Here is a 14,487-nt window from a genome sequence, read left to right on the forward strand (position 1 = left end):
AAACCGCGCGTCAGATGCGGCGCTGTCACAAGCCGCCGGTCCCCAGATCATATCCGTTGGACGGATAGACCAGTCGAGCCGCGATGCGAACAACATCTGCGTCATGAAACGTCCATGACGCATCTCCTGCCTTGGTCGGCGTCGAGGAATTCGCGGGCGACCATATCGGCAAATGCTTTTCTAATTCGAAACAGGGCCGGGCAAAGATGCCGATCGGGGAAATATCGTCATTTGATCGGAGTCCGTTCGTTACATGCGGCAGGACCTCGCTCACAATTACCGGCGGATTGGCGACCTGCCGCCCCCGGAACACTAAAGATGAATCGCGCTTTGTATTTCTCAACTATCCTATCGACGCTGTCTTGCTGGAATGGCGCTACCGCCCACGACACCGAGTCGGGATGGATCTATCCACCCGCTTGCTGCCGAGGGGACAAAGAACGAGGCGATTGCCACGAAATTCCGAGTGCCAGCGTGAGCACCGGTCCTGACGGTTTCAGAGTGCTGCTCAATCCGGGCGACCATCACCTCGTCACAAAGCAACACTTCTTCCGAATTCCGTATGGTGACACCATTCCGTCCGGAGACAGTCATTTTCACATTTGCTTGCACCCAACCGAAGACCACGCGAACTGCTTCTTTGCCCCTCCTTACGGATTTTGATTTGCGAGGCATCGGAGGCGCCGCCTGCGGGCGGGATGCTGACAGTCAGCTTATTGTTGGAGGCACCACAAAGCAGCCAATGGGTCGGACGACCTCACCTGTGAGCTCACCCATGCGCTCCGTCTTGACCCCCGAGCAGGGCGGTCCTACAAGACAGACCATGGCAACACACCTCTGATTGGCCGCGCCTTGCGGCCTTGAGCGAAGCGCAGTCCTGCACGACACCGCGGGGCCACTTCCACTTGCCAAGCCAAAATCAGAGATTTTCCAATGCCCACGCTCTACCTCACTTGCGGTCTTCCCGGCTCGGGTAAGACGTCGCTCGCCAAGATAATCGAACATGAAGCATCCGCCCTCCGTCTGACCGGAGACGATTGGATGCACAAGCTTTACCCCGACATCTCTACTCCGGAAGCCGAAACTGGTCCGTGCCGAGGCAGAGTCGAGAGCCTGCAATGGCAGATCGCCCTGCGTGCCATCAGGCTTCAGTGTAACGTTGTCGTGGATTGGGGAGTGTGGTCACGGGCAGAACGCGACACCTGCCGGGAGGAAGCTCGCGCAGCTGGTGCCCGCGTCGTCCTCTGCTTCCTCGACGTTCCCTTTGATGCGCTTTGGGACCGGGTTTCCCGGCGAAACACCGAGCTTCCAGTCGGCACGTTCGACATCTCGCGGGCGGACCTGCTTAGGTGGTCGAAGCTGTTCGAGCCGCCAACCGCCGAGGAGATGGCGCTTTACGATCGGCAAACCCATCCAGCCATCACCGCCCTTAGATGAAACGCCACAGCGCTGGGGGTATTCTCAGTCTGCGTAGCAGGCGGGCCCGGGCCAGCTCGCTGGTGAGGACACCTCGCCTTCTTCCCCGGGGGCCGGAGCACGGGACGGTGGCGGAGCTGTTCCTGCCGTTGAGTGGCTCATCTTCGAAAGTGGACGAAATGTTCCAATCCATTGTCACCCATTGACGTGAACAGGTTTCACCCCAATACGGTCAGGCCAGCCAGACGACAACAGGAGTGTAATCGTGAGCGAACCGACCGTAGCAGATGCAACAAACCGCATTTATGAGTCGCTCCAGGCGGACAACGCCGACATCGACGTGCATATCGCGGCCCTGAAGGCAGCGTTGACGCGGGCGGGTGTGAAAGAGGCCGTATTCGACCCGGCCAGGCTCGTGCAGAATAACCGTTCTGGCAGGAAGCGGATGGAGGCCTACTTTCGGCAGCGCGGTGTCACGGTGAAATTCTCAGCCTCGTGAAGCCTTCCAGACGGCTGTCATCACCCTCAGTGGGGCTGACACTACGCATTGGCGTCGGACGCGAATGAAGAGCTCGCGTCGAAGTAACCTGGCTCGTGTTGCCCTTAGTGGCCGAGAGGGGGTTGCTTGCCCTTTCCCGACGCTCGGCGAGCGGGTGGACCATGAGAGTTGACCGAATGTGGGCTCGGTGCCGGACGGATGGCCGATCCACGTTACCTGGGCTGCGATGGCGCTGTCGCTCATGGCATGGGGCCGGGAGCTAAGCGACAGGCATCCGTCACTCCTTTTCCTCCCAATATCTTTGCCAGAGGTCGAGCCTCGGCTTCAGCGGATCTGCTCCGAACGTCACGCCGTGATTGGTGAAGTCCATGACCCTGTCGGCGAACGGGTCGTGGTGAGGCCATTTTGGCCGTGAGCCGCTATTGGGGTCACCCCTCCTTGCAAATTCGAGCCAGTATTCGCTTGCCAATGTGGCCATGGCCCAGTCGGCCGGTGTCACCTTGTCTTTCACCAGTGCGTCTGGAATGCCCAGCGTATACGGAATTTCGAAGCCGTGCGGAGTGCCTTTCCACATCGGATCATTGCGTAAGGCCTCGGCGACATAGGAGAAACGATACCACCACGTCGGTTGACCAGCGCGGACCAATTCGTCAGCGAGGTGGCGAGACGGTTCAACGAGCGTCTTGTCGGCCAGAACCTGCTGCTTCAGCTCATCGAGGGTCTGTTGACCGCTGGGATCGTAGAGGCTGCGGGCTTCGGCTGCATGATTGCCGAAGAGCGCGAAGAGATCGTCTTTCGTCGCGGCCTCACCGATACCGAGATCACGATTATTTGCCCCGACGATGACGGGAACCGGCGCTTGACGGCCCGCCGCAAAAGCCGCTTCCGGCGTTTCGAGCAAAAACCGTCCGTCAATAATCGCCCCTGAGACGCCGAGGACGGGCTTGCCTGTCGACATTCCCGCCAGCACGTCTTGTGCCGATGCACCTTCGGTCAGCTTTTCCGCAGGCAGCGCCCGAAGGGCGGTGAGAGCGCCGGCATCGCTCCCGTTGATCCCCAGCGAAGCCGCATAGTCTAACGCGGTTTTCTCCGCTTCTTTCAAAGGTGACAAAGGCGTGCTCTCAGCACGCGCGGCAGGCAGACCGGGTGACTGTAGAATGGCGCCCCGGAAAAGCCCCCGTGACAACGGCGATATCATGTGCGCCATCACCGAGCCGCCACCCGCCGACTCTCCGAATAGGGTCACTTTCTTCGGATCGCCGCCGAAGGCTTCGATATTTTGCCGGACCCATTTCAAGGCGGCAAGCTGGTCCATGTAACCATAGTTGCCGACGGGCTCGTCAGGGGATTCCTTCATCAGCGCCGGATGGGCAAAGTAGCCCAATCGGCCTGTGCGGTAGTTCATGCTGACGAACACGACTTTCCGGGCGGCCAGTTGGCCACCGGGATACTGAGGGGTGTTTCCCTGGGCAAGAGCGCCGCCATAAATCCAAACCATCACCGGCAGGGGTGTTCTGGAACGCTTGGCGGGTGTCCAGACATTGAGGGTCAAACAATCCTCTGACTTCGGCAAGTCGTCGGTCTGCATGCAGGACGGACCGAAATCGCGGGCATCCTTGATACCGCTCCATCTCTCCGCTGGTCTCGGATTACGCCATCTCAGATCACCAACCGGCGGTGCCGCATAGGGTATGCCTTTGAAGCTGACGACCGTGCCCGACCTCTCACCCTTCAGCATTCCGCTGTCGATCGTAACGGTGTCGTCTGCCGCACCTAACCGTGGCGCCAACGTCAGCTGACACGATGCGACGGCCAAAAAGAGCAGAAACGTGCGACTGGCGTCCACAAACACTGCACTCTCCACCGCTAAGCCGAGACAGTTGGGAACAAACTACTCCCATGGAGCGGCAACGAAAAGGGTTCATCCGACGTCTACCGGCCCTCACCCCGCCGCAAGCCCCCTGCTCGCCCACGAGAACAGCGGCGGCGGCATCTGGCGCGGGCGCGCTTTCGCTCTCCGAAGCCACTGATATCAGACCTAAGCGACTTTGCCGACGGCGATGAAGAGCCGTCGGCGAAGCGCTCCATTCCGGCCGTTCGGGCAGCGTTGGCGATATCCTAGAGCATGATGCCGAAAAGTGTGGTCGGTTTTCGGACGACATCATGCTCCAACTATTTAATTTAGAACAGGATTCAGATTTTAGGCCGACCGGGCCTAAAATCATCCTGTCCTAGGAGCTGCCGTTCTTCATCGCTTCCGCGGATGACCAGATCGGGTGGAATTCCGACTGGCGGCAAGCGGGGATCGGTGGTGTCTTACTTTACTGCCGAAAAGGCGGTCGGTGACAACAGCTGGCTAGAGATATTGGAGAGAATTTGCCCGTCGCGCTCTGACTCGTCGCGGACCTTAAGCCATGCAGGATCAGTGGTGAAAGCTTTCCATTTCACCTCGCGATCAGCTAGCGATTCCCAGGCGATGAGATAGGTGAGACGCTGGCTGCTTTCGCCCACGATTGTGGTGAAGAAACCCGCCTGCTTGATGCCGTGCTTGTCCCATATTGCCAGCGTATGTTCGGCAAAGCGGTTGAGCAGCGCGGGCAATCGGCCGGGCAGGCAGTCGTAAATTCTGAGCTCGTAGATCACAGTCTTGCTTCCTTATGTCCCTTGAGAACGACATGTGTTTGGCACTTGCTCCCCTGCGCCCACAATGTCCTCAAAACTTGCAGCAACGTCAATTTCACGGTGGATCCGTCAAAGTCCCTATTAGAACAGGCCCTGCAGGTATGTGCGAACCGCTAATCTTCTGTCAATCCGATCGCCTGTGTTTAGGAGTGGCAATTTTGACCCCCGGCTTGAGCCACTCCATCAACCACCCCTCGCCCCCCGCAACGCCGTCAATCCCCTCCGCAGCCACAGCAACTGCTGCGGCGGCATCTGCCGGAAGTGTTCATAGTCCATCACCGTGACGTTATAGACCGTGCTCCTGACCTGCGGTCCATCAGGGCAGCGCAGCAGGATGCCTTGCAGCGCCATCATGCGGTTGCTGGCTTTGCGGGCGCGGTCGGCGAAGGTTTCGGTGACCTCGCCTTCGTGGCCTTTGACGGTAAAGAGCGATTGCGCCCTCGGGCTCGGGGCGGGAATGCCTGTGGTCTTGTGGTAGCGGGCGATTGCCTCGGCATAGTCGTCGCCGGCCTGGCGCTGCTCGGCGGTGATCAGGCCGTCGAGGAACATGCGGCCGAGGGTGTAGCCGGCAAAGGGGCTCTTGACCGTCTCGTCATCAACCGTCCTGCCGAAGCCGTGGATGCGGCGGCGGGCTGATATCGCCACGCTGATATTGTCCTTCTCGGTTTCGAAGGGCTTGATCTTGCCGCAGGGAAAACGCTCGACATTCTCCTTGCGCGGACGGCCGGCGCCCTTGTTAACCCGTCCTGTCTTCACCTTGGTGGCTTTGCCGCCCATGCTGATCGTCCTTCTATCGAATGATGCCGTTTCGGAGTGCCGCGGCGACCAGCGCCGTATCCTTGAAGACGCCGAGCCGCGCCTTGGCGTTGGCAATGTGCGTGTTCACGGTGATCGGCGAGATGCCGAGAATGGTGCCGATCTCGGCGGCCGTCTTGCCCGCCGCCATCCAGCGGATCACTTCGGTTTCGCGCGGGGTGACGTTGCTCATGGCTCTGCATACCCATCGATGCAGGGCACGCGCGGCATCGTCACATGCGCGCCCGACAGGGTCACCCGCGTCACGCGGTCCGCGTGGCGGATCGGCTGGACGGGCGGGCCCGCCTTCGGCTGCGGATGCCAGGTGTCCTGCCTGGAGGGGAACCTGTCGCGGTTGCGGTGCGCCATGTTGATGACGGTGTTCTTCTTCGAGCCGAATAGGTTGGCGATCTCTCTCGCCGACAGCCCTTCCTTCCAGAGCTTTTCCGCCTTGACGATCTTGTCTTCCGTCCAAAAGGTGATGGTCACTTGGTGGCCTCCTGTGCGTCCCGCGCGGCGCGGGCGATGATCGGGTTGTCGGGAAACATCCGGGCCAGCTCCCGCTTGGCGTTGCGGCTGCCGTTGGCCGCTGCCTTCAGCAGCTGCATCTTGTAGGCCGGCACTTTCGGCTGAAGCACCTCGGGTTCCGCCTCCAGGCGCGGCCGGCGCTCGGCCTCGATCGCTGCCTGCTGATGCCGGCACTCTTCGGCAAAGCTCGCCGAGCTCGGGGCAAAGGCGCGGTTATGGTCTCTCACCTGGCCGGAAATGAAGCGTTTGGCGGCCCGCCAGACCGCCTCTGCCGGAAGGCCCTCGACGGCGACGAGATAGGCGCGGATCTGCATGTCGGGATCAGTGCCTGTTGATGCCGGGAAGCCAGAAAGCATCCCCGAAATGATCTTCACCAGAGGGGAAATCTCGTGCGGCATCCACTGTCGTCCTTCTCGTACTGCTGTTGATCGACCCGGCCTCCCTCGCCTTCTCCTTAAGGTACCAGTCGCATTTGATCGCCTGCCAGCCGCGGAAGATCTGCATCTCGGCGGCGCCGACCGGGTCGCCGGTCAGCAGGTATTCCCTGGCCTGCATCCTGGCGGCATAAGCCGTCAGCGGCTTCTTCAGCGTGCGTTTGCGATGCTCGATGATGGCTGCCGCCAGTTCCTCCCCCAGCACCGGACTGAGGATCTCCATGATCTCCTGGCTCACTGTGTCCTTGCCCATGCGATGTCCCTTTCCCGTTTGAGATGGCCTCTTCAAACCCGCAGCCTCCGTCGCCCGCCGGCAAAATTGACCGGGGCGCCGGGCCTCGCGGTACGGCGGGGAAACCGCCTGGTCTCGCCGGCATTGTCCTGCTGGGCGGTGTCGCCCTTTTCGGCGCTTCGAAGCCTGTGGATATCGGTTTCCACCGACGGCACCGACACCCCGAGGATGGCAGCGATCTCGATGTAGTCCCGGCCAGTGCGGAAGAGTTCGAGCGCGTTCATGTGGGCGCCTTGCTGCGCTGGCGCGGCCTCGGCCTGGATGCTCATCGCTTGATCCTTCTTTCCGATTTCGAACGCGGCTCGCCGTTCCCGCCGGAGCGGGTGGCTCGTCCCGTGCTTGATTCAAATTCATCGATGACGACCGGAGCCGGCTCTTGCGCGAGCAAAGGCTCCGGTCGTCTGCCAGGCCGCCGCCTGGGTCGGACACGACATCGTCGCGCCGGTGGGCACGGCATTGCCGCGCCCGGGGGGCACGACATCGTCGCGCCCGCGATGCTGGCGTCGCCGAGGGAGGGCGACGACGCCAGCGGCCGATAGCCGTCAGGGAGGGGCTGGGCTATCGGGGTTGGTGATCGGCAGAGCGCCGGGCGGGATCATCGTCTCGCTGATCTCTTCCGGTCGCGTCGGCCGGTCGCAATTTTCGCAGTGGCGCTCGATCACCTCGGCAATCGACAGCGCCTTCGCGCAGATCGGGCAGCCGGTGTAATGGGCGGCAATCAGGGCGGAGATGGTCATATCGATTCCACCTCCCTTGGCGTTCAGCACCTGCTGCAGGGCCTTGGCGAGAGACGGGATATCCTCGTTGCGAACTGATATCACAGACATCCGCCCTCCCCTTGGCCCTTGCGGCCGGTGAATGACGACGCCGGTCGGCATGACGTCCATGGCGAGCTTCTCTTCGCTTGAGATGGTGAACCTCATGGCGTCGTCTCCCCCGCCGCGGGACGCGGCGCGCAGGCCGGTAAACTCCGAAAGGCTGGACCGTTGTTGATGTTGTCTCTGTGTGTCATGGCGATTAGGGTACAATTAATACCCTATATGTCAAGCACATTAGGGCATGACATGTACCTTATTTTAGGGTATTTTTTATATCATGTTGAAAGATCAGGAACAATTTGAACGCGAAGAACGCGCAAAGCGCCTCGTCATGGCCAGGAAGAATGCCGGCTTTGCCGGGCCGAAGGCGATCGTCGATCGGTTCGGCTGGAATGCCAATGTCTACAAGGCGCATGAATCCGGCCGCAACGGCTTCGGCATAGCTGACGCAAAGAAGTATGCCCGCGCTTTCAAGGTCAATCTCAACTGGCTGCAGTTCGGCACCGGCAACGCGCTCGATCCGGATGAGCTGCCCGCCTCCGTTGCCGATGTCCCAAAAATCTCCTGGGTCAGCGCCGGCCAGCTGAGCGAGCAGGCGCCGATCACCGATTTTTCGGAATTCCCGACGGTCGCCGCACTCGACCTGCCCGATGGCGAATGGATCGCGCTCGAGGTCGAAGGCAATTCGATGAACAAGATCTCGCCGCCCGGCTCGATCATTTTCGTCAATCTGCGCGACAAGCGCCTGGCGCCGAACGCGCTTTATGTCGTCGCCGACGAAACGGGTGCCGCGACCTACAAGCGCTATCGCCCGAACGACGACCCGCCCTTCCAGCCGGCTTCTTATGAGGACGTGCCGCCACCGGAATTCCAGGGCGCCGTCACCATCGTCGGCCGCGTCCGCCGATCGATCATCGAGATGTGAGGATCCATGCCGGGCGCGCTCGACGATCTCACCGTTTTTGGGTGTACTACCGGCACCCGTGTGCGCACATCACCAAGCTGCCGGGCAGATCAGCAGAAGATAACATTGGAGGGGAAATGCTTGCTTTTATGGGAACATGGCCGGCGCCGGTTGTTTACGGCCTGGTTGGGGGGATATTCGGGGCGATTGGCGCGGCTGTCGGCCATCTGGCGGCCAAGCGATTTCCGAACGCGAGAACGATCATTGTTGTTCTGTTTCTTGCCAGTTCAAGCCAAGTCACCAAGCTGATCGTCATTCCCAGAATTCAGAATGACGAGGCGAACGCTAACCTGCCGCAGAAGATAGACGCCATTACCACTCTTGAGCGCATCTCTGTCGAGGGAAAGACGGTCCGATATTTTTACCGTCTGAGCGATTCCCTCCCTTTAACGGATGGGGCCGTTATGAAGTCAGGCATTGCCTCGTCCGTGTGCACTTTCTGGAAGCCGAAGCTTGATTCGGGCGAGGCCGAACTCGCCGTCTACAACTACGCCTTCAAGGATGGGCAGTCGAGTTTCGATCTGAGGGCAAGCGATTGCCGATAACGTCGCGACGTCAGGTCGTCCGTTAAAGGATATCTCAATGATTCAAACGTCTTACAATGGGTAAAAGATGCTGAAACCGACATCGCGCGCAGGCAGAATCTGGTTCTATATCGTGACCTTTGCGGTGTTTCTCCTGGCGTTCAGCGCCGCGCGGGAGATCTATGGTCTTTAGGATTTCGCTCTGAATCTTGCCGGATGGCATCCAGACCCGCCTCGATCACCTCGTCGGTGATTTCGATTTCGTTGCGCATGGCCGGCCCTCCTTTTTTCTCGTAGCATCATGCTCCAACTTCAGTTCTCATTCCTCTCTCTTCAGCTCAGGAAGAGAAGGTTCCTGAAGGCTGGTGAGGGAGGGTTCCGGCCAAAGCTTCCCCCTACCCCATGAGCAAAGCCCATGAAGCTGGGAGAGCATTGGCCAAGTCCTGAAGGCCGGAGCCGGGATGGGACACGTGCCAGAGGGGCCATTCGCTTCGCCCTCGTCCTGATTTTCTGACAGCGCACTTAAGGACTTTCGCTTCCCGCGCCGCTGGGCTTCGTCAGCTCGGGAGTTGCACCCGGTCGCCCAATCACTGGCCCGAGACATAGACCTATGATTCGTACCTCGTCAATCGTTGGGGTATTTTTTATACCTTCCATGGTTGACGTAATCGGGTATGATATATACCTTTCCTTCACAAGCCGATCAGAGGCGCGAGAGGACAGGGCGATGCAGCACATTCGCAGAATCGAGACCGAGGAAAGCAAGCGGGATGCCCGCTGGAATGGCGCGCAGACGATCGGCGACTGCCGCGCCTATATGGCGATCGAGGCCCAGCGCATGGGCGCGCTCGGCTTTGCCTTCCTGCGCCGCCCCGAACATTCGATCCGCGGCCCGTCCTGGCTGCGCGGGGCGGCGGCTTCCGTCGAGGAGCATTACCGTTATGCCCGCGAGATCATGGGCATCGCCAATAACGATCAATTCTACGCTTGAGGGGAACGGAGATGCCTGCCGCCAACCTTACACTCGGTTCAACCGAGAGCCCTTCCCTTCCTGCCGCCCGACAGGCCGGGACAGCCGAAAAGATCCGCGCCAAAGCCCGCTTCACGGCCGGAGCACCCGATCTCCTGCAGGCGCTGGTGGAGGCCGAACGCTTTTTCGACGGCAGCGACGATCACGGCTGCCCGCTTCACCAGAAGATCCTCGCCGCCATCGACACGGTGAAAGGCGGTGCGTCATGAACGATTGCCTGATCAAAGCCTTTTCCGGCTGCGCCTGCCCGCCCGGCGAATGCGCACAAAAGCCCGCCACCCCGGCGCCGGTCACCTTCGTCTCGTGGCGGATCCAGGCCATCGCCTGCCTCGCCTTCGGCTTCCTCGCCGCGATCGTCTCGGCCGCCTGGATGGAGACGCAGTTCAAAACCCGGGATCTGCAAAACCAGGAGCAGGTGTCATGGAAGTGAGCCAGGGCTTTTGCCAACACCGCCGGTCAGGAGCTGAACTTGATGTCGCTGGCCTTGGCCGCCGTAATGAATGCGCGGCGCACCTGCTCCGGCCCGGCGGCATCATTGAACACATCAAGCACCAGCCGTTCGGCCACCTTGGCCGCCGGCGTCTGCTCGGGCCAGTCATTCAGCAAGGTGTTGCCCGCCTGAACGACATTATAGACCGTCCTCGTCTTGCCATTGATGGTGATCTTCACCGGCTTGAACCTTCGTCGCCTGCTCATGGCGCCGCCCCCTCACACTGGACACGCGACTCAACGAATCACTTCAGGACTCGTTCCGGTTGATTCGAAAATGCGGAACACCGCACTCGATTCATGCGATGCCAATGCACCGCTCCCGTTCAGCCGCACCTCCGTTATAACTCTTCTGCAGAAAAATTATAACCGGAGAGAGGATGGGTTTTCGGCCGATTCTAAGCGACGCCGATACACCCTTGGAAATTCGCCCTCTTGAGTTTGTCGGCGCCAATGTCTATTTTGACCATATATGGTCATTTAAGACAGGAGGCCGCAATGTCGACAATCAGCGTGGCAGAGGCAAAGGCCGGTTTCGCCGGTCTGGTCGATGAAGCGGCAAACGGGGAATTCGTGACGATCACGCGGCACGGAAAGCCCGCCGCCGTGCTTGTGTCCGTCGAAGCGGCCGAGGCGGCGAAAAGGGCTTTGAAGAAGCCACGGCCGAATTTCGGGGATTTCCTGTTGACGTTTCCCGGCGGGGTCGAGCTGGAGCGGAACCCGTCGAAAATGCGCGATATTGATCTGTGACCGCCTACCTTCTCGACACGAACATCATTTCGAAGTTCGCGCCGGGCAAGGTGCCGCCGTCCGATCCGGTGCGGGCATGGTTTCGTGAGCAGGGCGAAGCCGATAGCCTGTTTCTGTCGGCTCTGTCAGTCGCGGAGATCGAGAAGGGAATGCGGAGCCTTCACCGTCGCGGCGGGATCGAACGGGCAAAGTGCCTTTCGGCATGGCTGGACGTCATCACCGAGAGTTTCGGCGATCGGATCTTGCCGATGGATACCGTTGTCGCGCGCATCGTCGGCGCTCTGGAAGATGAAGCCGAGATGCAGGGCCGTCATCCCGGCCTTGGCGACCTCATTATCGCGGCGACCGCGCGGGCCTACGACCTCACCGTCATTACGGAAAACCTGCGGCATTTCCAGCCGCTTGATGTCGCTGTTGATCTTCCCGCCGCGTTCCGGTCGGAGTGATCGTTGCCGTCATTTTTCGTCAGCTGAGAATTTCGGGAAACATTGGCAACCCTGATTTCGGGAATGATGACCGAGGGTCACAGCTGGTCGGAGTGGAGTGATTCGAAATCACTCGACCCCCACGTCCCAAACAACAAGAATAGTCTCAAAAGCCCTGCATTGCCGGGCTTTTTCGCGTTCGAACGTGACGCCAAAACACGCTCTGTTCCGCCCAATCATTGCCGTACCGCAACCGAACCGCATTTGGAGGATGCGCAACCAAGATCGGAACGGCAGTTGATGAAGACACTGAGAGGGAGGCAGCCTGAACTGGCGGCCAATGCCAATGGCGCCGTCCCGCCGCGCTCAGTTAGCCGGAGCGCTCGTCAACCCAGTGATGCGTGCCACGTCGACCGTCGTTTAATACCAGCGTCCCCGGCCGTACCAGCCGCCGCCGCCTAGCAAAAGAAGTATCACAACGATGATGAGAAGGGTTGTGAGATCCATGTGCGTTCTCCTGGGAGGACCATCACCATCTCGTTTGCACCTGACGGGCGTTGCTCATGGTGGGACTCCCTAGCTTACAACGGCAATGACCGCAGTTGGTTCCATTCGATGGCCCCTACCCGGCCGGCGCCGACCCGGCGGATAGATCGGCGCGGCAGCAAATTTTTCACGTCCGCAAAATTCGCAATTTGGGGTGTGGCGCCATGGCAGCGAGTCAATGCCCGCCCGCCAGCGCGATGACGGCGACGACGTAGGATAAGGCAATCATGAGATAGGCGAGTTGGAGCAAGGTCACGGTCCAGCCTTTCGTTGGTGGCCTCCCATATATTCAGACTTTTGCGGCTGGTCATGTCCGCAAAAAGCCCGGACTTATGTCGCAAATGCCACAAGACTCCAAGTCAACTAGGGCGTGAACTCATAAAAACGCAGCCATAATCGGATGGAGGCGACGGGGGTCCGCTCGCCAATGGTTGCATCTCCTGATAAGATCAGCATCACAAGCCCCGATCTGGAGGCCTCGCATGCCCTGCAGCAGCGCGCTCGCTCCGTTCGTCATCGCCGCTCTCGTGGCCCTCGGTCCGCTGCCGGCTGGAGCGCAGAACAATGCTGCGCCACCGCCAGCGGCAATCTCCCAACAGGCCAAGCTTTGCCAGATGTGTCACGGTAGGAAAGGTCTGCCGACTGTTAAGAACACGCCGATCATCGCCGGCCAGCACGAGTCCTCTTTGCTGATAGCTTTGCAGGAATATCGCAATGGAGCGCGCACCGACGACCTCATGGGCCGGATCGCGAAGAATCTTTCCGACGACGACATGAAGGCGCTTGCGGCCTACTTCTCCGCACTGCCCTGGCCCGCCTACCGCGAGCCGGCCGACGCAGCGAGCATTACCCGTTTCCAAGCGCTCGACGCCGGGAAGAAGTGCACCTCGTGCCACCGGGAGGGTTTCGTCGGATACGCCAACACGCCGCGCGTCGCAAATCAGAAGCTGGACTACCTGATCAAAACCCTCTCCGACTTTCACGATAACAAGCGCCCGCACATGCCCCGCATGACGGCCTTGGTGCGCAATTTTTCGGCCGACGACATCGCTGCCATGGCTCACTATCTTGCCGGCCTCTGACGATCAGTTCGGGGTCGGCGATCCACCGAATAGGGCCGCCGAAATAGCGATCACTGCGTTACGGCGATCGGCACCTCTTTGCCCACGAACTAAGCATCGTGTCCGCCGATATGGTGGAGCGATAGCCCAGGAGCCAATTCATCGACCTTGTCGTGGAATTGAAGGTCATGATCAATCGTTGCCGGGCAAAAATCGACATAGCAGCGACACAAACGAAAAACCCCGCCGGAGCGGGGTTTCTAGCTGGTCGGAGTGGAGTGATTCGAACACTCGACCCCCACGTCCCGAACGTGGTGCGCTACCAGACTGCGCTACACTCCGTGACCAGCGGCGCTTCTATAGAACAGCCTATCTGGTTGCACAAGCACCAAATTCCAAAAAGCCGGCGGAAATTTTGACGGGGTTGTGACAGGCTCGGACGGTGGCGCCTGCAGCAAAAAGCCACACCTGCCGCAAATCGAACGGAAGTCTCTTGAGAGCAATTTTCTTTTGCCGGGTTCCGCGCTAAAGGGCAGACGGGACAGGCGAAACCACTCACGAGGGCGGCTTCGCAACCATGCGCTTGAGATCAGGGACGACACGATGAATTTCCGCACCATGACCGCGGCCGGGCTTGCAATTGCGCTTGCCGGATGCACGACCATTCCTTCCGCCGGCAATCCGATCGAGGCCCGCTGGGTCGGCAAATCGGCCGGCATCTTCTTTGCCGCCTACGGCCCGCCGATCAGCGACAGCGAGCAAGGCTCGACCACCGTCTATACCTGGCGCGGCGGCTACAAGACCGTGCGCATTCCGGCGAAATATGCCGAAGGCGCCGACGGCAAGCGCGGCAAGCAGATCGCGTCGGCCCGCACCGCCTATCTGCGCTGCCAGGCCGAAATCACCACCAGCTCCGATTACACGATCCGCGACATCCGCACCGTCGCCGACATCCCCGGCGTCGACGGTCCGTCCTATTGCGCAGAGTTCCTGGCGCCGGAACAGAAGTAACGGACGGTTTGTCGGCACGGGGCCATTGTTGCTCGGTGCCGAGGGCAGCCCCTCATCCGGCTGCCGCCACCTTCTCCCCGCCTGCGGGGAGAAGGGACCATGCCGCGACCTCTCGATCCACGCTTGCCTCTCGCTGCCGGAATAGCCAGGGCGTTACGTGGATACCCCCCTCTGCCCTGCCGGGCATCTCCCCCACAGGTGGGGAGATCACAAGTGGCTTAAC

23 protein-coding genes, 1 tRNA gene and 1 pseudogene are annotated in these 14,487 nt (G+C 60.3%); 12 read left to right on the forward strand and 13 right to left on the reverse strand.

All coding sequences use genetic code 11. The features are described 5' to 3' along the window. Positions 1-25 precede the first annotated feature (25 nt). Positions 26-343: a hypothetical protein gene (locus tag FFM53_RS07590; RefSeq protein ID WP_246413117.1), complete on the reverse strand. Its 318-nt coding sequence runs from the start codon at positions 341-343 to the stop codon at positions 26-28. Between FFM53_RS07590 and FFM53_RS36250 the strand changes: the two genes are divergently transcribed. The 3 genes from FFM53_RS36250 to FFM53_RS07600 all read left to right on the forward strand — a co-directional run bounded on the left by FFM53_RS36250 (position 319) and on the right by FFM53_RS07600 (position 1,915). After that, positions 319-663 carry a hypothetical protein gene (locus tag FFM53_RS36250; protein ID WP_138387900.1) on the forward strand — a complete coding sequence of 115 codons (345 nt, stop codon included), beginning with the start codon at positions 319-321 and terminating at the stop codon, positions 661-663. The genes FFM53_RS07590 and FFM53_RS36250 overlap by 25 nt on opposite strands. Before the next feature lie 270 nt (positions 664-933). After that, a complete protein-coding gene (locus FFM53_RS07595; RefSeq protein WP_138387901.1) occupies positions 934-1,437 on the forward strand; it encodes a P-loop nucleotide/nucleoside kinase family protein in 504 nt (167 codons plus the stop codon). 241 nt (positions 1,438-1,678) lie between these two features. Continuing rightward, entirely contained in the window at positions 1,679-1,915 is a 237-nt protein-coding gene (locus FFM53_RS07600) for a hypothetical protein (RefSeq protein ID WP_026158563.1), read from the forward strand. Between the two features lie 277 nt (positions 1,916-2,192). Here FFM53_RS07600 and FFM53_RS07605 read toward each other — a convergent pair whose 3' ends face one another. The 10 genes and pseudogenes from FFM53_RS07605 to FFM53_RS36895 form a co-directional block, all read right to left on the reverse strand. Further along, positions 2,193-3,767 (reverse strand): carboxylesterase/lipase family protein, encoded by a 1,575-nt coding sequence (locus FFM53_RS07605; protein WP_138387902.1) that lies wholly within the window; start codon positions 3,765-3,767, stop codon positions 2,193-2,195. Positions 3,768-4,231: 464 nt separating this feature from the next. Continuing rightward, positions 4,232-4,558, reverse strand: coding sequence for an NIPSNAP family protein (locus tag FFM53_RS07610; RefSeq protein ID WP_018069196.1), 327 nt, complete (start codon positions 4,556-4,558; stop codon positions 4,232-4,234). Between the two features lie 222 nt (positions 4,559-4,780). Then, positions 4,781-5,374 (reverse strand): hypothetical protein, encoded by a 594-nt coding sequence (locus tag FFM53_RS07615; protein WP_138387903.1) that lies wholly within the window; start codon positions 5,372-5,374, stop codon positions 4,781-4,783. Between the two features lie 13 nt (positions 5,375-5,387). Further along, the gene (locus FFM53_RS07620) at positions 5,388-5,585 is read right to left on the reverse strand and encodes a response regulator transcription factor (RefSeq protein ID WP_131718171.1); all 198 of its coding nucleotides are present in this window, start codon (positions 5,583-5,585) and stop codon (positions 5,388-5,390) included. Continuing rightward, complete coding sequence (locus FFM53_RS07625) at positions 5,582-5,881, reverse strand: GcrA family cell cycle regulator (RefSeq protein ID WP_138387904.1); 300 nt, start codon at positions 5,879-5,881, stop codon at positions 5,582-5,584. Before FFM53_RS07625 ends, FFM53_RS07620 begins: the two co-directional genes overlap by 4 nt. Next, positions 5,878-6,276 (reverse strand): hypothetical protein, encoded by a 399-nt coding sequence (locus FFM53_RS07630; protein WP_138388039.1) that lies wholly within the window; start codon positions 6,274-6,276, stop codon positions 5,878-5,880. Before FFM53_RS07630 ends, FFM53_RS07625 begins: the two co-directional genes overlap by 4 nt. Continuing rightward, positions 6,242-6,607: a hypothetical protein gene (locus tag FFM53_RS07635; protein WP_138387905.1), complete on the reverse strand. Its 366-nt coding sequence runs from the start codon at positions 6,605-6,607 to the stop codon at positions 6,242-6,244. Before FFM53_RS07635 ends, FFM53_RS07630 begins: the two co-directional genes overlap by 35 nt. Positions 6,608-6,639: 32 nt before the next feature. Then, positions 6,640-6,915, reverse strand: coding sequence for a sigma-70 family RNA polymerase sigma factor (locus tag FFM53_RS07640; RefSeq protein WP_138387906.1), 276 nt, complete (start codon positions 6,913-6,915; stop codon positions 6,640-6,642). 273 nt (positions 6,916-7,188) lie between these two features. Further along, a complete protein-coding gene (locus FFM53_RS07645; protein ID WP_138328744.1) occupies positions 7,189-7,383 on the reverse strand; it encodes a hypothetical protein in 195 nt (64 codons plus the stop codon). Continuing rightward, positions 7,380-7,569, reverse strand: a pseudogene (locus FFM53_RS36895) (hypothetical protein). The gene FFM53_RS07645 and the pseudogene FFM53_RS36895 overlap by 4 nt, the downstream one beginning before the upstream one ends. A 172-nt stretch (positions 7,570-7,741) precedes the next feature. Between FFM53_RS36895 and FFM53_RS07655 the strand changes: the two are divergent. The 5 genes from FFM53_RS07655 to FFM53_RS07675 all read left to right on the forward strand — a co-directional run bounded on the left by FFM53_RS07655 (position 7,742) and on the right by FFM53_RS07675 (position 10,412). Next, positions 7,742-8,389 (forward strand): S24 family peptidase, encoded by a 648-nt coding sequence (locus tag FFM53_RS07655; protein ID WP_011650846.1) that lies wholly within the window; start codon positions 7,742-7,744, stop codon positions 8,387-8,389. A 116-nt stretch (positions 8,390-8,505) separates the two neighbouring features. Next, positions 8,506-8,973 carry a hypothetical protein gene (locus FFM53_RS07660; RefSeq protein WP_138328746.1) on the forward strand — a complete coding sequence of 156 codons (468 nt, stop codon included), beginning with the start codon at positions 8,506-8,508 and terminating at the stop codon, positions 8,971-8,973. A gap of 706 nt (positions 8,974-9,679) precedes the next feature. Then, on the forward strand, positions 9,680-9,943 hold the full coding sequence (locus tag FFM53_RS07665) for a hypothetical protein (protein WP_138387907.1): 264 nt from the start codon (positions 9,680-9,682) through the stop codon (positions 9,941-9,943). Between the two features lie 11 nt (positions 9,944-9,954). After that, entirely contained in the window at positions 9,955-10,191 is a 237-nt protein-coding gene (locus FFM53_RS07670) for a hypothetical protein (RefSeq protein WP_138387908.1), read from the forward strand. Then, on the forward strand, positions 10,188-10,412 hold the full coding sequence (locus FFM53_RS07675; protein ID WP_138387909.1) for a hypothetical protein: 225 nt from the start codon (positions 10,188-10,190) through the stop codon (positions 10,410-10,412). Before FFM53_RS07670 ends, FFM53_RS07675 begins: the two co-directional genes overlap by 4 nt. A gap of 26 nt (positions 10,413-10,438) precedes the next feature. Here FFM53_RS07675 and FFM53_RS07680 read toward each other — a convergent pair whose 3' ends face one another. Next, on the reverse strand, positions 10,439-10,678 hold the full coding sequence (locus tag FFM53_RS07680; RefSeq protein WP_130666756.1) for a DUF982 domain-containing protein: 240 nt from the start codon (positions 10,676-10,678) through the stop codon (positions 10,439-10,441). Positions 10,679-10,969: 291 nt separating this feature from the next. Here FFM53_RS07680 and FFM53_RS07685 point away from each other — a divergent pair, with 291 nt between their 5' ends. The 3 genes from FFM53_RS07685 (at position 10,970) to FFM53_RS07695 (ending at position 13,274) form a co-directional block, all read left to right on the forward strand. Further along, on the forward strand, positions 10,970-11,221 hold the full coding sequence (locus tag FFM53_RS07685; RefSeq protein ID WP_003546085.1) for a type II toxin-antitoxin system Phd/YefM family antitoxin: 252 nt from the start codon (positions 10,970-10,972) through the stop codon (positions 11,219-11,221). Next, complete coding sequence (locus FFM53_RS07690) at positions 11,218-11,667, forward strand: type II toxin-antitoxin system VapC family toxin (protein ID WP_138387910.1); 450 nt, start codon at positions 11,218-11,220, stop codon at positions 11,665-11,667. Before FFM53_RS07685 ends, FFM53_RS07690 begins: the two co-directional genes overlap by 4 nt. Before the next feature lie 1,007 nt (positions 11,668-12,674). After that, positions 12,675-13,274: a c-type cytochrome gene (locus FFM53_RS07695; RefSeq protein ID WP_138387911.1), complete on the forward strand. Its 600-nt coding sequence runs from the start codon at positions 12,675-12,677 to the stop codon at positions 13,272-13,274. A 244-nt stretch (positions 13,275-13,518) separates the two neighbouring features. Here the strand turns inward: FFM53_RS07695 and FFM53_RS07700 are convergent. Further along, a tRNA-Pro gene (locus FFM53_RS07700) sits at positions 13,519-13,595 on the reverse strand. A 261-nt stretch (positions 13,596-13,856) separates the two neighbouring features. On the opposite strand from FFM53_RS07700, the gene FFM53_RS07705 reads away from it, so the two are divergent. Next, positions 13,857-14,264 (forward strand): hypothetical protein, encoded by a 408-nt coding sequence (locus FFM53_RS07705; protein ID WP_041935634.1) that lies wholly within the window; start codon positions 13,857-13,859, stop codon positions 14,262-14,264. Positions 14,265-14,487 lie beyond the last annotated feature (223 nt).

The sequence above is a fragment of the Rhizobium indicum genome (genome assembly GCF_005862305.2).
Classification (GTDB): Bacteria; Pseudomonadota; Alphaproteobacteria; order Rhizobiales; family Rhizobiaceae; genus Rhizobium; species Rhizobium indicum.

Bases quoted from the DNA above. Each gene is read 5' to 3' on its own strand.
- FFM53_RS07705 (WP_041935634.1), top strand. From the start codon at position 13,857: ATGAATTTCCGCACCATGACCGCGGCCGGGCTTGCAATTGCGCTTGCC.
- FFM53_RS07685 (WP_003546085.1), top strand. From the start codon at position 10,970: ATGTCGACAATCAGCGTGGCAGAGGCAAAGGCCGGTTTCGCCGGTCTG.
- FFM53_RS07660 (WP_138328746.1), top strand. From the start codon at position 8,506: ATGCTTGCTTTTATGGGAACATGGCCGGCGCCGGTTGTTTACGGCCTG.
- FFM53_RS07640 (WP_138387906.1), bottom strand. From the start codon at position 6,915: ATGAGCATCCAGGCCGAGGCCGCGCCAGCGCAGCAAGGCGCCCACATG.
- FFM53_RS07645 (WP_138328744.1), bottom strand. From the start codon at position 7,383: ATGACCATCTCCGCCCTGATTGCCGCCCATTACACCGGCTGCCCGATC.
- FFM53_RS07615 (WP_138387903.1), bottom strand. From the start codon at position 5,374: ATGGGCGGCAAAGCCACCAAGGTGAAGACAGGACGGGTTAACAAGGGC.
- FFM53_RS07695 (WP_138387911.1), top strand. From the start codon at position 12,675: ATGCCCTGCAGCAGCGCGCTCGCTCCGTTCGTCATCGCCGCTCTCGTG.
- FFM53_RS07630 (WP_138388039.1), bottom strand. From the start codon at position 6,276: ATGCTTTCTGGCTTCCCGGCATCAACAGGCACTGATCCCGACATGCAG.
- FFM53_RS07670 (WP_138387908.1), top strand. From the start codon at position 9,955: ATGCCTGCCGCCAACCTTACACTCGGTTCAACCGAGAGCCCTTCCCTT.
- FFM53_RS07595 (WP_138387901.1), top strand. From the start codon at position 934: ATGCCCACGCTCTACCTCACTTGCGGTCTTCCCGGCTCGGGTAAGACG.
- FFM53_RS07665 (WP_138387907.1), top strand. From the start codon at position 9,680: ATGCAGCACATTCGCAGAATCGAGACCGAGGAAAGCAAGCGGGATGCC.
- FFM53_RS07655 (WP_011650846.1), top strand. From the start codon at position 7,742: ATGTTGAAAGATCAGGAACAATTTGAACGCGAAGAACGCGCAAAGCGC.
- FFM53_RS07635 (WP_138387905.1), bottom strand. From the start codon at position 6,607: ATGGGCAAGGACACAGTGAGCCAGGAGATCATGGAGATCCTCAGTCCG.
- FFM53_RS07675 (WP_138387909.1), top strand. From the start codon at position 10,188: ATGAACGATTGCCTGATCAAAGCCTTTTCCGGCTGCGCCTGCCCGCCC.
- FFM53_RS07620 (WP_131718171.1), bottom strand. From the start codon at position 5,585: ATGAGCAACGTCACCCCGCGCGAAACCGAAGTGATCCGCTGGATGGCG.
- FFM53_RS36250 (WP_138387900.1), top strand. From the start codon at position 319: ATGAATCGCGCTTTGTATTTCTCAACTATCCTATCGACGCTGTCTTGC.
- FFM53_RS07680 (WP_130666756.1), bottom strand. From the start codon at position 10,678: ATGAGCAGGCGACGAAGGTTCAAGCCGGTGAAGATCACCATCAATGGC.